17 protein-coding genes and 4 pseudogenes are annotated in these 22174 nt (G+C 60.6%); 11 read left to right on the plus strand and 10 right to left on the minus strand.

The features are described 5' to 3' along the window. Together VSR82_RS17850 and VSR82_RS17855 are read right to left on the minus strand one after the other, a co-directional pair. On the minus strand, positions 1-1329 hold the full coding sequence (locus VSR82_RS17850; protein WP_498857968.1) for an LLM class flavin-dependent oxidoreductase: 1329 nt from the start codon (positions 1327-1329) through the stop codon (positions 1-3). A 205-nt stretch (positions 1330-1534) separates the two neighbouring features. Continuing rightward, positions 1535-2338 carry a gamma-glutamylcyclotransferase family protein gene (locus VSR82_RS17855; protein WP_429462394.1) on the minus strand — a complete coding sequence of 268 codons (804 nt, stop codon included), beginning with the start codon at positions 2336-2338 and terminating at the stop codon, positions 1535-1537. A gap of 294 nt (positions 2339-2632) precedes the next feature. Between VSR82_RS17855 and VSR82_RS17860 the strand changes: the two genes are divergently transcribed. Then, entirely contained in the window at positions 2633-3121 is a 489-nt protein-coding gene (locus VSR82_RS17860) for an NUDIX domain-containing protein (RefSeq protein ID WP_410851717.1), read from the plus strand. A 92-nt stretch (positions 3122-3213) separates the two neighbouring features. Here VSR82_RS17860 and VSR82_RS17865 read toward each other — a convergent pair whose 3' ends face one another. Beyond that, complete coding sequence (locus VSR82_RS17865; RefSeq protein WP_429462392.1) at positions 3214-4578, minus strand: 2-hydroxycarboxylate transporter family protein; 1365 nt, start codon at positions 4576-4578, stop codon at positions 3214-3216. Between the two features lie 577 nt (positions 4579-5155). Further along, positions 5156-5437: pseudogene (locus VSR82_RS17870) on the minus strand (DUF3579 domain-containing protein); the annotation flags it as partial. Between the two features lie 621 nt (positions 5438-6058). On the opposite strand from VSR82_RS17870, the gene VSR82_RS17875 reads away from it, so the two are divergent. From VSR82_RS17875 to VSR82_RS17895, 5 genes are all read left to right on the plus strand, one after another. Continuing rightward, the gene (locus tag VSR82_RS17875; RefSeq protein WP_368586401.1) at positions 6059-7186 is read left to right on the plus strand and encodes a porin; all 1128 of its coding nucleotides are present in this window, start codon (positions 6059-6061) and stop codon (positions 7184-7186) included. 151 nt (positions 7187-7337) lie between these two features. Further along, entirely contained in the window at positions 7338-7526 is a 189-nt protein-coding gene (locus VSR82_RS17880) for a hypothetical protein (RefSeq protein ID WP_429462390.1), read from the plus strand. A 669-nt stretch (positions 7527-8195) separates the two neighbouring features. Beyond that, entirely contained in the window at positions 8196-8471 is a 276-nt protein-coding gene (locus VSR82_RS17885) for a transposase (RefSeq protein WP_498857981.1), read from the plus strand. 165 nt (positions 8472-8636) lie between these two features. After that, a complete protein-coding gene (locus tag VSR82_RS17890) occupies positions 8637-9704 on the plus strand; it encodes a purine-nucleoside phosphorylase (RefSeq protein ID WP_429462387.1) in 1068 nt (355 codons plus the stop codon). 501 nt (positions 9705-10205) lie between these two features. Continuing rightward, positions 10206-12083, plus strand: coding sequence for a sulfatase-like hydrolase/transferase (locus VSR82_RS17895; protein ID WP_429462385.1), 1878 nt, complete (start codon positions 10206-10208; stop codon positions 12081-12083). A 332-nt stretch (positions 12084-12415) separates the two neighbouring features. On the opposite strand, the pseudogene VSR82_RS17900 reads toward VSR82_RS17895, so the two are convergent. Continuing rightward, a pseudogene (locus VSR82_RS17900) lies at positions 12416-13933 on the minus strand (copper-translocating P-type ATPase); the annotation flags it as partial. Positions 13934-13995: 62 nt separating this feature from the next. On the opposite strand from VSR82_RS17900, the gene VSR82_RS17905 reads away from it, so the two are divergent. Together VSR82_RS17905 and VSR82_RS17910 are read left to right on the plus strand one after the other, a co-directional pair. Next, positions 13996-14250 (plus strand): protein-disulfide reductase DsbD domain-containing protein, encoded by a 255-nt coding sequence (locus tag VSR82_RS17905; protein WP_498857982.1) that lies wholly within the window; start codon positions 13996-13998, stop codon positions 14248-14250. Further along, positions 14250-14435 (plus strand): annotated as a pseudogene (locus VSR82_RS17910) (DUF6691 family protein); the annotation flags it as partial. The gene VSR82_RS17905 and the pseudogene VSR82_RS17910, both read left to right, overlap by 1 nt. Positions 14436-14455: 20 nt before the next feature. Here VSR82_RS17910 and VSR82_RS17915 read toward each other — a convergent pair. From VSR82_RS17915 to VSR82_RS17935, 5 genes are all read right to left on the minus strand, one after another. Continuing rightward, positions 14456-15397 (minus strand): CopD family protein, encoded by a 942-nt coding sequence (locus VSR82_RS17915; RefSeq protein WP_410852273.1) that lies wholly within the window; start codon positions 15395-15397, stop codon positions 14456-14458. Next, the gene (copC, locus tag VSR82_RS17920; RefSeq protein WP_176367070.1) at positions 15397-15771 is read right to left on the minus strand and encodes a copper homeostasis periplasmic binding protein CopC; all 375 of its coding nucleotides are present in this window, start codon (positions 15769-15771) and stop codon (positions 15397-15399) included. The genes VSR82_RS17915 and copC overlap by 1 nt, the downstream gene beginning before the upstream one ends. 68 nt (positions 15772-15839) lie before the next feature. Beyond that, complete coding sequence (locus VSR82_RS17925; protein WP_429462383.1) at positions 15840-16187, minus strand: copper-binding protein; 348 nt, start codon at positions 16185-16187, stop codon at positions 15840-15842. 64 nt (positions 16188-16251) lie between these two features. Beyond that, on the minus strand, positions 16252-17547 hold the full coding sequence (locus VSR82_RS17930) for a multicopper oxidase domain-containing protein (RefSeq protein WP_498857983.1): 1296 nt from the start codon (positions 17545-17547) through the stop codon (positions 16252-16254). A gap of 6 nt (positions 17548-17553) precedes the next feature. Then, entirely contained in the window at positions 17554-19056 is a 1503-nt protein-coding gene (locus VSR82_RS17935) for a TolC family protein (protein ID WP_429462381.1), read from the minus strand. A 958-nt stretch (positions 19057-20014) separates the two neighbouring features. Here VSR82_RS17935 and VSR82_RS17940 point away from each other — a divergent pair. The 3 genes and pseudogenes from VSR82_RS17940 (at position 20015) to VSR82_RS17950 (ending at position 22134) form a co-directional block, all read left to right on the plus strand. Then, positions 20015-20215, plus strand: coding sequence for a heavy-metal-associated domain-containing protein (locus VSR82_RS17940; RefSeq protein WP_368587517.1), 201 nt, complete (start codon positions 20015-20017; stop codon positions 20213-20215). 6 nt (positions 20216-20221) lie between these two features. After that, positions 20222-20869, plus strand: a pseudogene (locus VSR82_RS17945) (YncE family protein). Between the two features lie 44 nt (positions 20870-20913). Further along, the gene (locus tag VSR82_RS17950) at positions 20914-22134 is read left to right on the plus strand and encodes a permease (protein ID WP_429462378.1); all 1221 of its coding nucleotides are present in this window, start codon (positions 20914-20916) and stop codon (positions 22132-22134) included. The last annotated feature ends 40 nt before the right edge of the window (positions 22135-22174 follow it).

A 22174-nucleotide genomic window follows, 5' to 3' on the forward strand; every position in this document is an offset into this window, starting at 1 on the left:
TCAGTTCTGGAAATACGGGTTGGCGGGCCGGCCGAATCCGTAATGGCCGCGCAGCGTATCGGCTTCGTATTCGCGTCGGAACAGGCCGCGCTTTTGCAGGATCGGCACGACGTGATCGACGAAGATATCGAGCTGTGCCGGCAGCACGGGCGGCATGACGTTGAAGCCATCGGCCGCGCGGCTCTCGATCCAGTCTTCGATGACGTCCGCGATGCGCTCCGGCGAACCCGCCACCGTGAAGTGGCCGCGCGCGCCAGCGAGCTGGCGTAGCAGCCCGCGCAGCGTCGGCCGTTCGCGCGCGACGAGATCGGTGATGACGGCGGCGCGGCTTTGTGCGGCCTGCACCGTCGCAGGGTCGGGGAAGTCGTCGCGTGAAAGCGGCTGATCGAGCGGCAATGCGGAGAAGTCGTACCCGCCGAAGCGGTTCGACAACCGGCTTAGGCCGACTTCGATATCGGTCAGCGCATTGAGTTCTTCGAGCAGCGTGTGACCTTGCGCATCGGTCGGGCCAATCGCCGCGCTCAGACCGGGAAGGATCACGATGTCGTCCGCACGTCGGCCGGCGGCAATCGCGCCTTGCTTGAGTTCGGTGTAGAAATCCGCCGCTGATGCCTTGCTCAGATGCGCGGTGAAGACCGCTTCCGCATGACGGGCGGCAAACGCCTTACCCGTCGCCGACGAGCCCGCCTGCACGAGCACCGGCCGTCCTTGCGGCGGGCGCGGCAGATTGAGCGGACCGGCGACGCGATAAAAACTGCCTTTCCAGTCGATGCGCCGCACCCGTTCCCGATCGAGGAAGCGTCCGGTTTGCGGGTCGTCGATGATCGCGTCGTCGGCCCAGCTGTCCCACAGCGCCTTGACGACGCCCACGTATTCGTCGGCGCGCGCGTAGCGCTCGGCATGCTCGGGCGCGCGCTCGTAGCCGAAATTCGGGCCGGCGCCTCCGACCCACGACGTGACGATGTTCCAGCCAATGCGCCCGCCCGAAATATGATCGAGCGACGCAAACTGGCGCGCCAGATTGAACGGCTCCGTGTAGGTCGTCGATGCCGTCGCAATCAGGCCGATGCGGGTCGTTTCGCGCGCGAGCGCGGCAAGTGCCGTGATCGGCTCGAGTGCGCCGCTCGCGACGTGGCGGGCACCGTCGCCGAGTTCGAGGGCATCGGCGAAGAAGATCGAATCGAAGCAGCCCGCCTCGGCGCGCTTCGCAAGATCGGCGAAATAGGTGATGTCGGTCAGCGCCTTACGCGTCGCGCCCGGATGCCGCCAACCCGCTTCGTGATGACCGCGGCCGTGAATGAACAGATTCAGATGGATGGGGCGGGGCATGGGCGAGCTTGGTCCTGCGTGTGCGCAGGGACGCGACGATGATGGAGCGACTCATTCTATTGCCGCTCGCCGGCGGCTCAAACGAACGAAGTCATATATCGATATCAAGGCGCGCCGCGATGCGGGCGGAACGCGCGCGTTGTGCTGGCAACGCTTTGTGTTTCATCAATTTGGACGCATTGATGCCCGGATCGCGGCGCCCGGTCTAGCGACCGTGATTCACCAGACTGCACACAGGGCTTTTGCGTTTGGCGATCGCGGCGGCATAGTCCTCGGAGAACGCCCGCTGCGCGAAGCACGGTGCCGAGGCCGCGAGCAGTGCATCGACCTGCGCATATTGTTTGTTGAACACCCATGGCCGGCGTGCGAGCGTGCGATCGTCCAGCCAGTAGGGACTCCAGTCCCGGGTCGTCTCGATGACCTCGCGCGCGAATTGCGGCCCGTACTCGAGCGCGCCCTCGATAACAACATCGATATACGACTCGACGAGCGGGAATTTCGCGTCAGGCACCGGAAGCCCTTCTCCCGGCGCTTTGCCCTCGGCCTTCGGCACGTAGACCCAGACGGTTCCCAGCGTCGGCAGCGGCTGCCACGACACCGCCTCGATAAGCGCCCGCGGCACCTCGACGCGCACGTACCCCTTCTCGCGCTCGTCGAACGCGGACATGTCGTTGCCGGCAACGGGATAAATCACTCCATTGATCGTCATCGGCGTCTCGCCGTCGAACGGACGCCGCAGGCCGAGCGCCGTGAACCCGGAGGTTGCGCGGTCGCTCCAGCTGCGCACATAGCCGAACGCCGCCGACACGCGCACCGGAATCGCCGCAACCGGCTTGCCGGCCGTGGCGGCGCGCGATGGCGTGTTGATGAGCGATCCGTAGCCGAAAATGAACTGCGTCGGCTGATCGGGAAGACGCGTTCCCCAGAAGTCGGTGGTCTGCGCGTGCGCTGCCGAGCCAAGCAGCGCTAGTGCTACAACGAATCCTCGAAGCTTTGCCATCGCCGACATCGTCATATCTCCGTCCAATGGGTTACCGCAGATGATCGCTTCAGCCAGACGGCCCCGGCAAGCGCGCGCGCCAGGCCTCAGGGTCGCCCAACTGTTTATAGGCCATTACCAGGTGTGAAGCATAAACGAGTGCCGCGGCATCGAAGTCGACGACGCGCTGGATTTCCGAGCCAACTGAAATCGAATCTGGCGGCTGGACCGACGCACGCAGCGATTCTAAGTCGAAAGCGTCTTGTGGGAGCCGGCACGTACAATCCGGAGATCTTTTGACAATGACAGGAAAGGACGGGCCCGATGCCGAACTTTGAGCGCACGCGGCTCACTGCGCTGATCGACTCTGCGTGGCGCATCGCGTTTCGCGTCGGATTTCCGCTCGCCCGCGCGTGGTGGCACTTGCGGCGGCCTCGCCATGAGGGCGCGCTAGTCGCTATCTATGTCGGTCAGTCGCTGTTGCTGCTGAAGTCATCGTACCGGGCCGAATGGGGGTTCCCGGGCGGCAGCGTCCGGGCCGGTGAGACACCTGCTGCCGCGGCGCTGCGCGAGATGGCCGAGGAGATCGGGCTTGCGTTTCACCCGTTAGTCCCGGCAGGCAGCGTGGCCGGCGAGTGGGACGGGCGAAGGGACCGGGTGCATTTCTTCGAAATGCGCGTCGATCACCTACCCGAACTGCGGCTGGATCATCGCGAGATCGTCGCCGCGCATCTGGCGTCGCCGCAGGAATTGCCTGGCTTCGCGGTGACAGGCGCGGTCGCCGCGTATCTCGGCAGGGATGTGCGCGGCTAGTTGAGCCGTTAGTTTTCCATGACCGTTCTAGTCTGCGCGACGCTGCGCGATGCGCGTTGCGCGACCATCGCGCAGCCATGACCAATAACGCGTCATCCGATATGCGCGAGCACGATCAGCGTCAGCGTGACGACGATAGCGCCGCCGATTCGCGTGGCGATCTGCGCGAAGGGCATCAGTTGCATCCGGTTCGCCGCGGTCAGGATCGCGACGTCGCCTGTGCCGCCCTGGCCGCTATGGCATGCATTCACGATCGCCGTATCGATCGGGTAGAGCTTGAGCCGGCGCGCAACCAGGAAGCCGGTGCCCATCAGTGTTGCCACGGTCGCGACGATCGTCACGATATTGGCCAACGTGAACGCAGCGATCAACTTGTCCCATGGGGTCATGGCGACGCCGATCGCGAACAGCAGCGGATACGTCACCGCGGTCGAAAAGAACTTGTAGACGACGAATGCGCCTTCCTGCAACTGCGGCGAGACCGCGCGCGCCAGCTTGACCAGCACCGCGAGGAACAGCATTGCAACCGGCGCGGGCAGACCGAAGAGGTTGCGGCACATCAAGCCAAGCAGGTACAGCGTGATCGCCGTGATGCCGGCCGCCGCGATATGCGTCACGTCGATATGACCGCGAATCTCCTCCTCTTCAGGGTCCATTTCGTCTGTCTCTCCGGGTTGCAGGCGGCCCTCGCCGGTGAGGTGGGGAAAGCGCTTGCCGAGCATGTCTAGCGCGCCGGCGAGCACGATGGCGGTGAGGCTGCCGAGCATCACCGGGGGCAACACTTGTGCAAACAGCTCGCCCTGCGGCAGATGCATGATTTCCGAATAGCCGACCGACAGCGGAATAGCGCCTTCACCGACACCCCCCGCCATGATCGGCACGACGATATACAGCAGCGTATGACGCACGCCGAGTCCGAATGCCGAGCCAACCGCGACACCAACCACGCATGCGGCCAGCGAACCCAGCGCGAGCGGTACGAAGATCTTGAGAAAGCCCTTGATCAGCACACGCCGGTCCATGCTGAGAATACTGCCGACGATGATCGACGCGATGAACAGATAAAGGAAATTGCTCTGCTTCGTGAACTCGGTCGTGAGGCCGAGAATTGGCTTGGGCAACAGGTGATAGTAAGTCAGTGCGGAAGGCACGAACGTCGCGCAGATCGCGGCCGCGCCGATATTGCGCAGAAGCGGCAGGCGCTTGCCAAGTTCCGCGCAGGTAAAGCCGAAGAACGCCAGCACGGCGATCGCCATCGAGATCTCGCCCGGGATCTTGCCCGTCACTGCGAATCCGGTGATTAGCGCGAGCAGAATGAAATAAACCGGCAGCGGGATGATGCCGATTCTGTATTCCATCAGCTTCCACCAGCCTTCGGGCCAGAATCGGGTGGCATTGTCGGACCGCTGCGCGGCCGCCGCCGGTGAGTGCTTCGGCGTCGGTGAGGTGACGGACAAAATAGACTCCTTGATTTGGCGCCGGCGATGTATGCCGGCCTCGCGTTTCGATACAGTCGAAGTGGTATCCGATGAGTGAACGGAACCGGAATGACAAATCGCCCCGGGCTAAAAGGCGCCCGCGCGCTTACCCGGGCATTACGCGATGCCGGATCGAACAACGGATCAACTCGGAATTGTTTGCGATGCAGAGCTTCTGCATCATCCGCGTCTTGGGTGTGCCGATAGTCTTCGCGCCGAAAAGACTTCTGAAACTTGCTCCCGGGCGGTTGCGTCATCAACGCTGAGCCACACCTGTCCGTCGCACCGCGCGCAAATGGCCAGCTTTCTCGCATGTGACGTGTCCGGACGAACTACGCTCCCGTGGTATCCGCATGCTGCACACGCGTAGGTGTAACGTACTCCAGTGAGTGTCTCCATCAGCCTTCTCCTGGCGGTCGCATCAGCCGCTTGACTCTGTAGCGACGGTAGCGGCAGTTGGAACCGCCAACTCATTCATCCGATCCTTTGCCTTGCTTCCGTTTGTCTGCCGCTCAGGTTGCGGATCTCGTCCGGGCTTATCGTCGAGCGCGCGGCAGATATCGACACTCAGGTCGTTGTCGCTCGCGAAGCGCATCACAAAATCAAATCCGTCCGGACAGATACGCCGCAGTTCGTTCGAGATGCGTAGGCATTTGATGTCCTGCTCCACAACCGGCATCGCAAGCCGTGTGCTGGCTATAGGGTTGCCTGCGCAGCGTTCGCCTACGAACAGTGCAACGACTCCCGCAAGGCGCTCGGCCCAGTCGCCTGGCCGGAAGAGCTTGCACTGCGACGTCACACCGCGAATCAGGTGGTGTTCGATGCCATCGTTAGTCATGTTGCGGCTATCGCGGCATGCGCGTCGTCAGGTACAGGGGTGAGCATTGTGATTGCGTGGGCTCGTCCAGCATCGCGTTCCGGCATTGAAAGCACGATGGGATCACCGCGATCGATGCTGCAATTCTAGGAGCGCGGAACCTTCTGAACGCTTTCAGCCATGGCACGTTCCGATGGGGGTTTTCCATGAGCCAATCCGGTGGCCGCTGAATTTGTCGTCTACGCGGAGTCTTGCTGATTGCAACGCTGTCGTGCTTGCGCGGATACGCAGGCCGTTTCATGGAAATCCCCTAAATGCAGCTCCTGGCCGTGAAAGCCGGGGGAAGGGTCGGCGCTCCGACAATCCCGCCATCGATGCAAGCGAAGTTAAGCGTGTTTCGTCATTGCCGTATACGAACGAGTTCGTCATGTCGAAACAGGACTGGGAATAATTGGTTCAAGCGTCGTCGCGTATATCAGTAGAGCCACTGAGTTGCATAAATGACACGGGAAAGGAGCGTGAAGGATTGGGATAACTAGCATCGCCGACATTCGCATACCGAACCGGTTGCAGGGACCTTGAGACGGACGCAACCGTGCGCAGGGAAAACACAATTTCAACGCAGTAGTTTGAGGAGACATCTTGAAGACGAAATATCTTTCGCTGGCGGTCGCGGTCAGCGCACTCGGGGCGAGCGGCGCGCACGCGCAGTCGAGCGTGCAACTTTACGGGCTGATGGATCTGAGCGTGCCGACTTACCAGTCCCACGCGGATGCCAACGGGAATCACGTCATCGGCATGGGCATTGGGGGCGAGCCGTGGTTTAGCGGCAGCCGCTGGGGCCTGAGGGGCGCCGAAGACATTGGCGGCGGTTCGAAGATCATCTTCCGACTGGAGAGCGAATACGTTGTCGCCAACGGTCAGATGGAAGATCCTGGTCAGCTCTTTGACCGCGATGCGTGGGTCGGTATCGAGAACGACACGTTCGGCAAAATTACCGCAGGCTTTCAGAACACCATCGCGCGCGATGCGGCGGCGATCTATGGCGATCCGTACGGCAATGCGCGGCTGACGACGGAAGAGGGCGGCTGGACCAACGCCAACAACTTCAAGCAGATGATTTTCTACGCGGCAAGCGCGACCGGGACGCGTTATGAAAACGGCGTCGCGTGGAAGAAGCTGTTCAGCAATGGCATCTTCGCGAGTGCGGGTTACGCGTTCGGCAACCAGACGAGTTTCGGCACCAACGCGAATTATCAGGTTGCGCTGGGCTATAACGGCGGCCCGTTCAATGTGTCGGGCTTCTATAGCCACGTGAACCGCGAGGGCAACACGAACCAGTCGTTCTCGGTCGGCGGCAACTATACGTTCGGTATTCTGCGCGCCAACGCCGGCTACTTCCGTTACCTCGGCAATCAGGGCGCGCTGGGTCAGCGTCAGGATAATGCCTGGACCGTGTCGCTCAAGCTGTCGCCGAAGGGGCCGCTCGATTACCAGCTCGGCTATCAGCAGATGCGGGTGAAGAATGCCGCGTACAACGCCGACGGCGACATTCCGAACGCGAACATCGGCGCCTTCGATCCGACCTCGGGCTTGCACAACGGTTACAAGGAAACCCTGTACTGGTCGGCGTTCTATCACCTGTCCAAGCGCACTGAAGTGTATCTGGCCGGCGACTATATGAGGCTGCATGGCGGCTATACGGTAGGCAGCACGTTCGGCGCGACCAACCAGCTCGAACTGACCACGGGTGTGCGCACCCGATTCTGATCGGGAACACGGCCTCGCAGCGCATCCGTTTCAACAATGTTCTCCGGCTCGCGGTCGCGGACTTATCCGCGGCCGCTTTTTCATTTCAGCACGCGAGGGAGAGGCATGTTCCGCAATACGACTCGAGCAGATCAGCCGCGCGGTCACGCACATGGACAAGGCGACCCAGCAGAATGCCGCGCTCGTCGAGCAGACTGCTGCTGCGGCGGCGTCGTTGGAGGAGCAGGCGGGCGCTCGACGGCGCGGTCGCGGTGTTCCGGATGAGCGAACCGCGCGCGTCTTGCAGCCAACCGGGGAGGGGCCGGAGCTGTTTGCCACACTTTCGCCCGCGTGCGCATGACGATGCGCAAGCCATCGCAGCGCAACCTGTGAGGCAATTGAAAATCCAACCGCATGACAGTGACGTGCGTGGAGGTGCAACATGGACACTCGAGCGATGCTGCGTCGCATTGCGACCGGTTTGCTTGCCGGGATGGTTCTCTTTGGCTTAACTGGTTGCAATGCGTTGAGCGGACCGCCCGCGCCAGAGTGGCCGGGTCCTCACGCACCGTATCCGTTCCCCGACGATGTACCGCATCGAACGCAGTGATGACGAGCACTGCCGATCTCGGCGCTTGCCTGTCGATGCTCGAGGCCGGGAAACCCAATCGTGGGTTCGGCTGGCGTCAGTGCCGCCGCCTTGAAATAGTCTTCGAGCCGGTCGGCAATCGCCGCGTCGAGCGAAGGAAATCCTGACAGGCAAGCCAGCCATTTCCGACGGCAGAATCCTCCGGCACCGATGGAAGTCGGATTTACGGCTGCCTACGATGTTTTCGCGCAAGCTGCGGAGGCAATGGTGGAACCGCGGAGGGCGAGATACAACTCCGTGGTTGCATGAGCCGTTGGCATGAGCACGCCGTAGCAGAGGAACTGGTACGGCCCACGCGATTCCGAAAAAGCAAGTCGATGATGCGATCAATATTTGATGGAACCGAATTGGAGCCCTCGGCAGAGAAGACGATTGAATGATATGCCCGCATTCATACCACTGAGCGACACGGACTGGGCCCGTATCGCCAGCCTCTTCCGGTTCGATGAAGCAAGGCGGTTTGGAAAAACACCAAGGCATCCGCGCGAAATATTGAACGCGATACTATGGGTCTCGACCCACCAAAAGACGTGGGCCAATTTGCCGCCCGAGATGCCACCAGCAGGGACCTGCTACATAAAGTGCCTGCAATGGCGGCGTGATGGGACTTTGCAACAGGTGGAGGCCATTCTCGGACTGTGCATCGATTTCCGCTAACGCTTGCCAATTCATCTCTTTCTCTGCTTATACTGATAGCCACCTGAACGGCTCACGCCCAGGTCCCACGCTGCACGCCGACAAGAAGCCACGACATCGGTCGAGAACACGGCACGCGATCCACGTTTCGGAACCGCAGTTCTTACATATCGGGTGTGACCTCTTATGCTAAATCGTGCTTTTGGTGCTGCAATTTCATCGTTGCTGCTGGCAGGCGCAGCAGTTTCACCGGCCATCGCGCATACCGACGACGGCTTCGCGCAGGACGATGGCGCGTCGCATGGCCGTCCGGTCAAGGTGATGATCATCTCGATGTTCGGCCCGGAAGGCCAGGTGTGGCTCGATCATCTCGGACCGTGGCAGGACATCCCCGTCGCGGGTCTGTCTCCTGACTATCCGGCAGTGCACTGCAATCGCCAGGAGGTGTGCGTGATGACGACGGGCATGGGGCACGCGAATGCCGCCGCGTCGATCATGGCGCTGACGTTCTCGCCGCGTTTCGACTTGCGTCATACGTACTTCATGGTGGCGGGCATCGCAGGTATCGATCCGCTGCAAGGGACCGTCGGTTCCGCTGCGTGGGCCAATTGGCTCGTCGACTTCGGGATTCAATGGGAAATCGACGGGCGCGAAATTCCGCCGGGCTGGGACACCGGCTATCTCGGCATCAACACGACGGGCCCGACGCAGAAGCCGCCGCTCGACTATCGCACCGAAGTGTTCCAGCTCAATCGGGCGCTTTCGAATGCGGCATTCGCGCTGTCGCGCAACGTGACGCTCAGCGACGACGCACAGGCGCAGGCTGCCCGCGCCAAATACAACTATGCGCCCGCGAACCGTCCGCCCACAGTGATCCAGTGCGACACGCTGGCGGGCGACACCTGGTGGTCGGGCACCGAGCTCGGCGAGCGCGCGCGGCAATGGACGAAAATCCTGACCGACGGCAAGGGCACCTATTGCACCACGCAGCAGGAAGACAACGCCACTTTCGAGGCGTTGACGCGCGCGGCGAGCGCGCATCGCGTCGACCTGGAACGTGTAGCGGTGCTGCGCGCCGGCTCGGACTTCGATCGGCCTTACGCGGGCCAGTCGAGTGCGGACAATCTGCTCAACTACGCGTCACAGGGCGGCTTCACGATCGCGATCAACAATCTGTTCCTGACGGGCAATCCGCTCGTGCAGGACATCGTCACGCGTTGGGGCGAGTGGCGCGACGGCGTACCGCGGCGGTAGCGGGTCTGCGGCGTGGTGAAGCGGAGCGCGTGCCGGTCTGTACAGCGATTCTGTCGACCGTTGTGATGGGCTGGCGCGCGGCTACGTGCTCGGCATGCAGAACCGTTCTGCAACGATTCTGGATCGAGCGTATGGCCGGACCCATTGCTTACCAGTTGTAATCTACAAGTCAGGCTGGAATGCAAAGTTGATTCCGCTGCGACGTTCTTGTCCGGACAGAACAATGTGCGCTACCGCACATATCTCGACGTTTTCTCTTCCGTCGCCAGCAGAAGAAACTAGCATCAAACGCACAGCCTTCCCCGCATCCTCTCCTTGCCGGCTCAGGTCTGAAAACATCAATTCAGAAAAGCGGACCGCGCATACCCTTTACCTGACAATCCAGAGGAGACCGAGCAGAGGTCTCTTCATATAAATCCACGCTGATTGAATCGCCTCCACTGCGCTGCAACGCGACAGGGCAGATGCCTTCGTCGTTCTATCTAACATGGAGAAACGATTATGGATCGTCGCGAATTTATCAAGAAGACATCGGCGATTGGCGCTGCACTGACTACGCCAAAGCTTGCGCTTGGCGCGTCCGGGTCGGCCACGGGCGACGCCGCGCACAAGGGAACCCCCAACATTCTGTTCATTCTGCTCGACGAGATGCGCTACCCGCGCGTGTTCCCGGCGGGAATCAACAGTCCGGGCGACTTCCTCAGGCATTTCATGCCTCAAACGCATTCCCTGTGGAGAAAGGGCGTTAAGTTCTCCGGACACTACACGGCCGCCTCCGCATGTACGCCAGCACGTGGCACTTTGGTCACTGGTCTTTATTCGCAGCAAACCTGGGTGTTGACGACTATCTTCGACAACCCGTCAAGTAAGGGTTCGCTTCAACCAACGCTCAGCCGGGCGTTTCCGACTTATGGCAAGCTGCTACGCAACCTCGGTTATTCGACGCCCTACATCGGGAAATGGCATCTGTCGGTCACCGTCCAGGGGCAGCGCGAGCTTCAGGAGTACGGATTTCAGGCGATGACTTTCCCTGATCCAACTGGCAGCAACCTGCAGGGCACGGTCGGCGATATTCCCAACCTGTACTACAGCGACGAGTACATCGCCAATCAGGCGGTAGCGTGGCTCGGCCAGCGTAAGCCGAACGAAGCACCCTGGTGTTTGACCGTAGGCCTCGTGAACCCTCACGACAAAGAGTTCTTCCCGGCGGGAACGGAATTCCAGACTTACCATGATTATTTCGCGAACTCGAACTACAACCCCAACGGATATCAGCAATGGAGGGACTACACGGTAGGGCCGCCGAACTACGATTGGAATACCAATCCGCTCAAGAATCCACCGACGCTGGCGTACGCGGCGGTCCCGCCGAACTGGGAGTCGGCGGATCGCATCCAGCGCACCAAGCCGGCAGCGCAGGCGTTCAACAGAATGATCCAGGAGGCTATATGGGGTGGTGTCCAGGATGATCCGGATAGCGCTGACTTCGTCATCACGGAATATCCTGTGCCGATCCAGGGCGTGACGAAAGGGATCGGCAAATCGCCATTCAGTTACTGGAAGCGTAGCCTCGAGTCGTACACGCAGATACTGACAGACGTCGACGAACGGATTGGTGAGATCGTCCATTCTCTGCCTCACGATGTCGCGCGCAACACGATCATTATCCTGACGTCCGACCATGGCGAATACGCTGGCGCGCACGGTATGGTGTCCGGCAAGACCTCGACTTGCTACGAAGAGGCGTACAACATCCCGTTGATCGTGGTTGATCCTACTGGACAGTACGCGGGCGATGTCGACAAGATCCGCGACGGCCTGACTTCTTCAGTCGATATTCTTCCGATGCTGGTGACGATAGGCAACGGCGGCAACCGCAATTGGCTAACGGGCGACTACGCGCAGTTGTACGGCGGCAGGCATGATCTTCTTCCGATGCTGAAAAGCGATTCGGCAGCCGGTCGGCCCTATGTCACCTTCACGACCGACGAAACACTGCCTGAGTCGTACATACCAAACGCGTCGAGTACGCCTACGCATATCATCGGTGTACGCACTCAGGTGAACAAGCTTGGCACCTATTCGTTCTGGGCACCGGAGTCGACGACCATCTCGGGCCGAAGCCAACTCGAGTACTACGACTATGCGACGACGGCAGGGCAACTGGAACTCGATAACCGTTACCGCGCTCCAGCGGCCCGAGTGCTCTATCAACTGCTGCTGACGGATATTTTGCCTAACGAGTTGAGGGCGCCGCTGCCCGGGGGGTTGGTGGCTGCCCAGACGCTCGCTGAGGCGAGATATGTGAGCTACGTCAGGTTGATCAATGCCGGGGGCGTGAGCGAACCGCAATTGCCACTGTCGATCGGCGATATCTGAAGTCGGGGCGAGGCTGGTCGCCGTAGGATCGGCGGCGGCCAGTCGCGCGTCGCTGACACCCCCACTGAAACGCTCACCGCTTCTGCAGCTTCGTCACGGTGAGTGCGCCGTCGCCAGCAAACGCTCACTTGACGTCCCCAGGTATTGAAGGTCTTCCGGTAGCAAGGGCGGCCGTACGAATATGAAATAGATGCCCATGGTGATTGTGGCAGCGCCGACGGCCGCGAGTAGCCACGCGCAAAGAGCCCGATGCGATGTCCGGCGCTTTGCGTTCACGGTATGTAACCCTGGGAGCAGGAAACGTTCGAACAGAGCGGCGCAAGGGTCGCGCGTTACGTCCGGGCGGTGCGTAACCGCAGCGCGTTACCGATGACAGAGACCGAACTCAACGCCATCGCGGCACTGGCGATAATTGGACTGAGCACAATACCAAGCCACGGATAAAGCACACCGGCTGCCACTGGAATCCCCACCGCGTTGTACGCGAACGCGAAGAAGAGGTTCTGGCGAATGTTCCTCATCGTTGCGACGCTCAATGCGCGCGCTCGCGCGATGCCACGCAGGTCTCCCTTGACGAGAACGACCCGGGCGCTGTTCATGGCGACATCTGTTCCGGTTCCCATTGCGATTCCAACATGCGCCTGAGCAAGCGCGGGCGCGTCGTTCACGCCGTCACCGGCCATGGCGACGACGTGCCCCTGGGCCTGAAGCTCCTGCACATGCTTGTACTTGTCTTCAGGCAGCACGCCGGCCTTGACGCCATCAAGCGCGAGCGCCCTTGCCACCGCGTTTGCGGTGACGGGATTGTCGCCGGTGAGCATGACAATCCGCACGCCGGACGCTTTTAACAGCCGCACCGCGTCCGGTGTCGTGCCTTTCACGGGGTCTGCTACCCCGATGTAGCCGGCAAGTTCGCCGTCTATCGCGACATACATGACCGTTTGCCCGGCCTCGCGCAGCTTGTCGGTATCTTCTTCGACCGACGAGCAGCTGATTTTCATCGCTTCCATCAGGCGCGCATTGCCCAGCGATACCGTGTGCCCTTCGATTTTTCCGGTCACGCCTTTGCCGGGTACCGAGTCGAAAGCCTCTACGCGATTCGTCCCTGTTCCAGCTTCTTTCGCGTGCATGATGATGGCCTGAGCGAGGGGGTGTTCGCTCGCACCTTCGAGACTTGCGGCGTAACCAAGCACTTTGGATTCGGACTGGCTATTCAGCGCAACAACCGTCTGTACGCGCGGCTTGCCTTCCGTGAGAGTTCCGGTCTTGTCGACTACGACGGTGTCAACCTTCTCCATCAACTCGAGGGCTTCAGCGTCCTTGATGAGCACGCCTTCGCGAGCGCCACGTCCAACCCCAACTATGATGGAAACCGGGGTGGCCAAGCCGAGCGCGCACGGACATGCGATGATAAGCACACTGATGGCGACGACCAGCGCGTTTGCCAGCGCGGGCGCGGGACCGACCAACGACCAGGCAGCAAAGGAAACTGCGGCGAGGCCAATGACCGCGAGCACGAACCAGCCAGAGACCTGGTCAGCAAGCTTCTGGATAGGTGCACGCGAGCGTCCAGCCTGCGCCACCATCTGCACGATTCGCGCGAGCAGCGTGTCGGAGCCAACCTTCTCTGCGCGCATCAGGAACGTTCCCGTCTGGTTGACGGTTGCGCCGGTCACCTTGCTACCCTTGACCTTCTCGGCTGGAATCGGTTCGCCAGTAATCATTGACTCATCGACGCTCGACCGCCCATCAATCACCACGCCGTCGACCGGTATCTTCGAACCCGGCTTCACACGCAGGGTGTCGCCGACGATGACTTCTTCGAGCTGCACAATCTCTTCCGTGCCGTCGGTCTCTGGCTGCAGAGGCGGTAAGCGAAACCGACCTGCTGCCACCGGACCAGGCATTTCCGCTGGCGGTCAAGCTCAGTGCGCCTCAGCAGGTCACCCTCGATTTCAGGACGCACGCTGGCTACTACATTTATCGGGACCGATTCGACTTCGCGGTGGACGGCGCGTCGATAAAGCCGGACCAGATGCCGCCAGTGGAAGTTAAAAACGACCCGATGTTCGGCATGGTTACGGTCTACCGCCGGCCGGTGCAAATCCAGCTTGCGTTGCCTCGTCCAGTCTCGACGAACGTGGTTCTATCCGTCACTTCCCGCTGAGGCTGGTCCTCGGGAGCGCCGCTTTCGGTATCGGCCGGGGTCTGGCCGGTCTTTGCCCGGGACCTATGCTGGTGGCCTTGGGCGCGGGCTATCCAAAGGCCGTCGGTTTTGTAGCTGCCATGGTTGCGGGCATGGTCGTCTACGAACTCTTCGAGCGCGCGAAGTCGACCATGCAGCAAGCGTAAAGAAGTGCGACCGTGCGAGCTTACGTTGTCCCGGGAAGTGGACTGGAAACAAGGACCGCAGCGGCTACCAGCGCGCCTGCCAGGACAACCGACTCGACATGCAGGACAACGGCGAACCGCTTCAACGGCTTTGGTGTGAATTCGGTTCGCGTGTCCTTCAGAGATGAGAGTAGCCCGGGCATTTCGAAGAACCGGTTGTGCCCCCCAAGCGCGGCGGCAGTGACTACGAGAGCAAGCTTAACCAGCAGGACTTGTCCGTATGTGGACGCCCACAGGTGCTCAAGTGCATTGACTCCGCGCCAGCCGCTGTACGCACCAGTGATAATCAGGATGGCCAGCGCGAACGTCGCGGCGTCAGAAAGCGACTGAACGAATATCGCCGCTTTCGCACGCTCGGCGGTGGGCGCGATAAGTATGCGGGGCACCACGATGTACGTTGTAACAAGAACGAGGCCCACCCACACGCTGATGGCAAGCAGATGCACCCAGTCCACCCACACCGGCAAACTAAAAACGCCAGCATCCACAGGGTGTCCGCCGTGACTGCGCGCCAGTGCAACGCCGGCGATGGCCAGCCAGATAGCAGGCTTGAAATGAATCGGGCGTCGACGTTGTGCGAACGACAGAATCACCACCACGAGCATCAACCCTGCGCCTGCCAGCCAGGCATGGCCAAAGTCGGTTTCCACCAGCATTGAACGGATAGCGGGACCTGCCTCGCCGAGCGTCGATTCGCTCATCAACGCGCAATGAATCCAGAATGCGAACGCACTGGACATCAGCGTGGCAAAGGAAGTGATGCGCACGGTGACAAGCAGGCGTCCGCTGACGCTGCTCTGCCATCGCGAAGTGCTACGGGACAGCCAGCTGTCACTCAGCAGGGCACCGACAAGAACAGCTAAGCCGACGTTCTGCAACGCTACGAACGCGAGCCGCGAAATGCCGAGGAAACCGTCGTTCATCACTTCACCGCAAATGTGTAGGTGCCTTTGGTCTTGTGGGCATCGTGCGTCATGACCGCCCATTGGACCGTGTACGAGCCGGAAGCAAGCTTGGGGACCGCAACGATGAGCACGCGTGGGTTCGAAGAATCGACCTTGGCCTTGTCCTTTGTCGCGGACGCCCCCGATGCATCGACCACCTTGATTGTGCTGAACGACGACTCGAGGTCTTCATTGAAAGTCAGACGCAGCAGTTCAGGCGACGTATCGACCGCGCTGCCGGCCGCTGGCATGGCACTCTCCAGCTTGCCGTGGGCAAACGTGAGAGTGGGTGAGAGCACGACGGCGGTGGTCGCTGCTGCACTGAGCAGCAGTTTGCGTAGATTGGTATTCACGATTGTTTCCTCCGAAAATCAAATCGGGGCGTAGCCTGTGCCGCGCCGCTGACGCCCCATTGAATTGCTCACTGCTTCTGCAGCTTCGTCACGGTGAGCGCGCCGTCGATTTCTTCGGCCACGAAGTCAATCTTGTCGCCCGCTTTCACCTGTGAAAGCATGGCTGGGTCTTTGACCTTGAACACCATGGTCATGGCTTCCATATCCAGGTTTTTCAGCGGTCCGTGTTTGATGGTCAGTTTTCCGGCGGAGGTATCCACCTTCTTCACCTCGCCATGCGACATGGCGTTCGTCGCTTCCGCGACCTGTTGAGCGCCGCTTGCCATGTTCATGTTGCCCGCGTCACCTGCGGCAAACGCGGTCGCGGATGCCGCGACGGCGCAGCCCAGCAAAATCGAAGCAATTGCCTTCTTCATCAAGTTCTCTCCCACAGTTGGATTTACAAATATCGGCCGGAGCCACGTCCGGCTCGCCACGAAATCAGCTATCCGGCAGTTCGCCCGTGTACTCGTACGCCACGGTTCCCTTCGGGTGCTTAAACCAGCCCGGGTCGCGATAGTCGTTCCGGCCGAGGCCCTCGCGCACCTTGACGACGCTGAACATGCCGCCCATTTCCAGCGCGCCGAACGGTCCTGTTCCCGTCATCATTGGCAACGTGTTGTCGGGTAGCGGCATTTCCATGTCCCCCATCGAGCCGCCTGCGCTGCCCATCGCCATGTAGCCCGGTACGAGCTTGTTGATGCGCGTCGCGAGGTCTTTCTGCGGTACGCCAATGAGATTCGGTACCTGGTGGCCCATCGCATTCATCGTGTGATGCGACTTGTGGCAGTGAAACGCCCAGTCGCCGGGGCGGTTCGCGGTGAACTCGATGGCGCGCATCTGACCGACTGCGACATCGGCGGTTACTTCCGGCCAACGTGCGGAAGGCGGAATCCATCCACCATCGGTTCCTGCGACCTCGAAGCTGTACCCATGAAGATGGATGGGGTGATTGGTCATCGTCAGGTTGCCGAAGCGGATGCGTACGCGGTCTCCTGCTCGTACCGGCAGCGGGTCGATGCCGGGAAAGACCCGTGCGTTCCACGTCCACATATTGAAGTCGGTCATTTCGTTGACACGTGGCGTGAAGCTGCCCGGGTCGATGTCGTAGGCGGACATCAGGAACACGAAGTCGCGGTCTACCGGCATGACACTTCGGTCCTTGGGATGCACGATGAACGTACCCATCATCCCCATCGCCATCTGCACCATCTCATCCGCGTGCGGGTGATACATGAACGTACCGTGCTTCTCAAGCTGGAACTCATAGACGAACGTCTTGCCCGGCGGAATGTGGGGCTGCGTCAGCCCGCCAACGCCATCCATCCCTGATGGCACCAGCATCCCGTGCCAGTGAACCGTGGTGTGTTCGGGCAGTTTGTTGGTTACGAAGATGCGGACCTTGTCGCCTTCAACCGCTTCGATAGTCGGGCCTGGTGCCTGGCCGTTGTATCCCCAAAGATTCGCCTTCATGCCGGGTGCCATTTCACGGACCACCGGCTCGGCAATGAGGTGGAATTCCTTCCAGCCGTTTTTCATGCGCCACGGCAGCGTCCAGCCGTTCAGTGTCGCCACGGGTGTATAGGGGCGTCCATTGGGCGGTACCAGCGGTGGCTGTGTGGCGGTCTTTTCCATCGTGGGCGCTTCTGGAAGTGACGCTGCGCCAGCCTTGCTGACCAACGCTGCGCCGAGCAGCGCTGCGCCCGAGCCGCCGAGAAAACTTCGACGTGAAACCATCTTCATTCACCTTTTTGAATTCGTCGGCGACGCCGGTTGCATGGTGGTGGCCGACAATGGCGATTCCTGCGCCGGGGCCGATGGCGTTTGTGCGGCAGGGGCATCTGTTGCGTCGCTATGCGGGGCGTCCGGTGCCCGCGTCATGGCGAGCGGCGGAAGACGGCCCCCAAGCGACTGCTGCAGGTCCGTTTCCGCGAGCCAGAAGTCTTTCAGCGCGTCGATGTACCCGTTGACGGCGGCGACCTGTTCGCGTGAGTCGGCAAGCAGCTCGAACACGCTGGCGAGCATGCCGTTGTAACGCAGCAGCATTTCGTCCGAGATGGTTTTGCGCACGGGCACCACCTCGTCGCGGTAGTGCTTCGCAACGTCATAGCTCGTCACGTAGGCGGAGTACGACTCGCGTACTTCGGAGCGCGCATCGATCGCCGTCTGGGCGAGGCGGTTTGCGGACTGCATGTAGATGGCCTCAGCACGCGCGACCTTTGCGCTGCCCCAATCGAAGATTGGAATCTCAACGCTGATTTCGTAGCCGCGCTCATGTCCCTTGTCGGTCTCGAAATTGTTGAGATAGCCGACGTCGAGCGCATTGATAAACCGGGTTGCCTTGCTAAGCCCCAGCGAGCTGGCGACGCTTTGCGTGCGCTGCTTCGCCGCCTGAATGTCCAGGCGGTTCTGCATCGCGAAGCTCTCGAGGTCGTTGAGTTGCGGCCTGTCGTCTGGCAGGTCGGGCAGGCGCTCCGGCAACTTGAACTGGGTTCCTGAACCCCAAAGGCCCATCATGCGGGTCAGCTTCTCGCGAGCGACGACTGACTGCTGCCTTGCCTTTGCCACCTCCGCGACCGACTCCCCGTAGAAGGCCTGCTCGCGCGCATAGTCGAGCTTGCTGAAGTTGCCTGCCTGGCGCATCCGTAAGGCGAGTTCTGCCCCAGCTTCGGCGGAGTCCTTGACCTGAGCGGAGTAGAGGGCTGCCTGCTCCGCAGCCACAGCACTCACGTAGGCCTTTCGGGTGTCGGCGGCGACGGCGAGCATCGCGTTGGCAGTTTCGAGCCTGGTCTCTTCAAACCGTTGGCTCTCGATGTGTGTCGCTACCGGCAGCGCGAGTATCCCCAGGACGCCCATGGAAAAGGTCCGGCTGATGCCGAAGCCATCGCTCCAGTGTGTCCGGCTGAACGTAAAGCCCGGGTTGGGCAGGCGGCCCGCCTGAACAAGGTCGGCCTCGGAAATGCCGAGCTCGCCGTACGATGCCTGAAGTCCCCGGTTGTTCAGCAACGCGACCTGGACGGCATCATCCATCCCGAGCGGCTTCGACAGCAGTTCCTGTGTCCGCCTGAAGACCGCCTCACGGTCTTCGTCGGTTTTCACGTAGACGACCTCTTTGCCAAGGCGCTCCGACGCTGTCGACGATACGGTGTTAAAGCCACCGTCCTTCGAGAAGGTCGTGCAGCCGGCCATGAACAGCGTCGCGAGGGCGATAGAGGTCGCGCGGCGGTGCGCGAGTAGTCGCATCATTCCGACTCGCCCCCGTGTTCGTGTTTCTTCGCGGCGGAAGCATCACCTGATTGCTGACCTTGTTTCATTCCAGCCGTGCGGTGACCGGGTGTAACTGCGCGGTTTAATGACTGCCAGCTCGGTGCTTCGCCGTCCCGGTACGACCGGTAGCCGTCAAAGGCGGAGTGCACGGTGACGGCCGGCACCGATACCGCCGCATCAGTCGGGTCGGAAAGAGCCGTCGCGTGCGCGAGCAACGGCAGTACTGCGCTTGCGCCGAATAGCGCCGCAGAAATTGTTCGCATGAATTGCTCTCGTCGTAAATCATCCGGCGTCCGTGAAAGACGCCAGAAGAGCTTGCTGGTCGCAGCGAATCGCCGCGAGTGCGAGGATTAGACGAGAATCAGGCGGGGAGGGCGTTCAATGCCGCCGGTCAGGAACGACGCGACACGCGCAGGCGGAGGCAGGGGGACGGGAAAATTAGACAGGTCAGCCGAAGCGGAAACCGCAGGCACGACCGGTATTGCTGCCCCGATACAGCAGGAGGCGCAGGTCAAACATCCGTGAGGATGATGTACGCCGCTGTGGTCGTGACCATGATGGCCATCAGCGTCGGATACCAGCGCATGTCCGTCGACTGAGTCGCCTCGATGGACATGGTGGGCGGTCGTGTCATCGCCGACCGCTTCAGAAGCAGCACAAATCATCGAGACGGCCGCAAACGACTGAACCGGAAGGCTCAGTGCCAACAGCACGACGAGAATAATTTTGCGCCAGTAGGACATAGCCGCGAAGTTTAGCACGGGCTTACGACCTGGTTAAGCGTGCGAAGGCGTCATTTCCTAACTGAAGGCTGGCCTCGAGCGGATTCAACGCTCTCGGCTAGGGACATTTCCGGTGTGGCCGTTGCGACTCTACTTGACATTCCCATCGTGGGAATGTTCATGCTGTAAAGGTAACTTATTACGTGGGGATGAAAATGGAATTCAAGGTTTCGGACATGTCGTGCGGTGGATGTGCAAGCGCAATCAGCAAGGCAATTGCACGGCTGGACCCGGCGGCAAAGGTTCAGATTGACGTCGCAGCCAAGACAGTGAAAGTGGAATCTGCGTTGAATCAGGGCCAGATTTTCCACGCAATCGAGCAGGCTAACTTCCATCCAGTGGTCATAGCGCCGTAAAGACCAGTGAGAGTCTCGGATGCGCCCCTTCTGTTAGCGCTGGGTCTGGTTGCGTCCGTTCCGTCGGCCGCCGCGGCTGAAAACGTCATCGTTCTCGATTCGGCGGACGCGAATGTCAGCTTGATAGACGAGGCCATTCTAAAGGTTGTCGATACCGTGGCCGTCGGAAACGAGCCGCACCATTTGACGGCGACGCCCGACAACCAATCGTTGATAGTGGCGAACGCGGTCGGGATTAGGCTCGTCTAGGCCCCTGCGGGCCTGTGGCTGATTCCCAGCGACAAATTTCTTCTAGCAGGCATGACGGGTGCTGACTACGTCGCTGTTATCGACCGGCGCGCCCGGTAAATTGTGAAGGCCATCCACATCGACAAGGGGGCTCACAATTTCCGTTCGCTCGCTGATAGTCAGCACGTGCTCGTCACGAATCGGGTCGGCAATACCATTAGCATCCTCGACGAGAACTCGCTCACAAACGTCGGCACCATCAAGGGCTTGCTGCCTGCGCCGGACGATATGGAACTGACACCTGACCGGCGATACCTGCGGGTTACGTTCCGCTTGAGCCGTTACGTCGGTGTCGCTGACATGAAGACGCTGAAGTTCATGAGCACCATCAAGGTCGGCATGTCACCTCACCGCACCTATTTTTAGAATCGCGCACCATTGTCATAGGAGCGCAACTCACGGAGTTCGTGATGCACATTCTCAGCGCACTGGGTCATGCCCTGTGGATGTCCTTCACCATGTTATGGCAGATTTTCTGGGGGCTCAGCCTCGGCTTCCTGTTTTCCGCCGTGATTGAGGTGACGGTCTCGAAGTCCGAGATGTCGAAGCTGCTTCCGGACGCCTCCTTGCGTTCGCTCACGCGTGCGAGCCTGTTCGGTGCAGCGTCGTCATCGTGCTCTTATGCGGCCGTCGCCATGGCGCGCTCCATGGTGCGTAAAGGAGCCGACTTTACCGCTGCCATGGCATTCCAGTTCGCTGCGACCAATTTAGTGCTTGAGCTGGGCGTGCTGATGTGGGTACTGATTGCCTGGCAGTTCGCCGCCGCCGAGTTCGTCGGTGGCACCATCATGATTGGTGTGCTCGTCCTGCTGTTTCGATTCTTCCTGCGCGATTCCCTGCGAAAGCAGGCTATCGACCAGGCGAACAAAGGTGTCGCCGGCAGCATGGAAGGGCATGCTGCCATGTCGATGGGTGAACAGAAGGGGACCTGGAAAGAGCGGCTCTCATCGAAGGATGGCTGGAGGGCAATCAGTCATAGCTATGTGATGAACTGGACCATGCTATGGCGTGACATTGGCATCGGGCTACTTGTTGCCGGTGCCATAGCCGCCTGGGTGCCGGACAGTTTCTGGCAGAAGTCTTTTCTGGTAAGTCATCCGGCAGTCGCAATGATTTGGGGCGCTTTCATCGGCCCGCTCATCGCAGTTGCCTCGTTCACCTGTTCCGTCGGAAACGTACCGTTGGCAGCGGTTCTATGGAAAGGGGGCATCAGCTTTGGTGGCGTCGCCTCGTTCATATTCGGTGACCTCATCATCCTTCCCATCCTGAACATCTACCGGAAGTACTACGGCGGCAAAATGACCGTGTTCATGGCGGTCACCTTTTATATCGCCATGGTCGTGGCAGCGCTTATCGTGGAGGCGGTGTTCCAGTTGGCTGGCTTGATTCCGCGCGAACACCGGACAGCGATGGTCGATGCGACTATTTCCTTCAACTACACCACGATACTCAACATCGGTTTCGGTGTCGTGTTCATGGTATTGACGTTTGTGTTCTTCAGGACAGGTGGTCCCGAAATGGTGCGGATGATGGAGCGCGGCGAACATGACCATCACGGGGCCGGACATCGAGCAGGTTCCCACGAACATCATCCGCCTGGGCATGGCCACGGCACTCACCAGCAACATTGAATTGCAAACGAGGTTGCATACCCAAGTACTCCAGAACCTT

It is taken from the genome of Burkholderia sp. JPY481 (genome assembly GCF_038900515.1).
Lineage (GTDB): Bacteria > Pseudomonadota > Gammaproteobacteria > Burkholderiales > Burkholderiaceae > Paraburkholderia > Paraburkholderia youngii.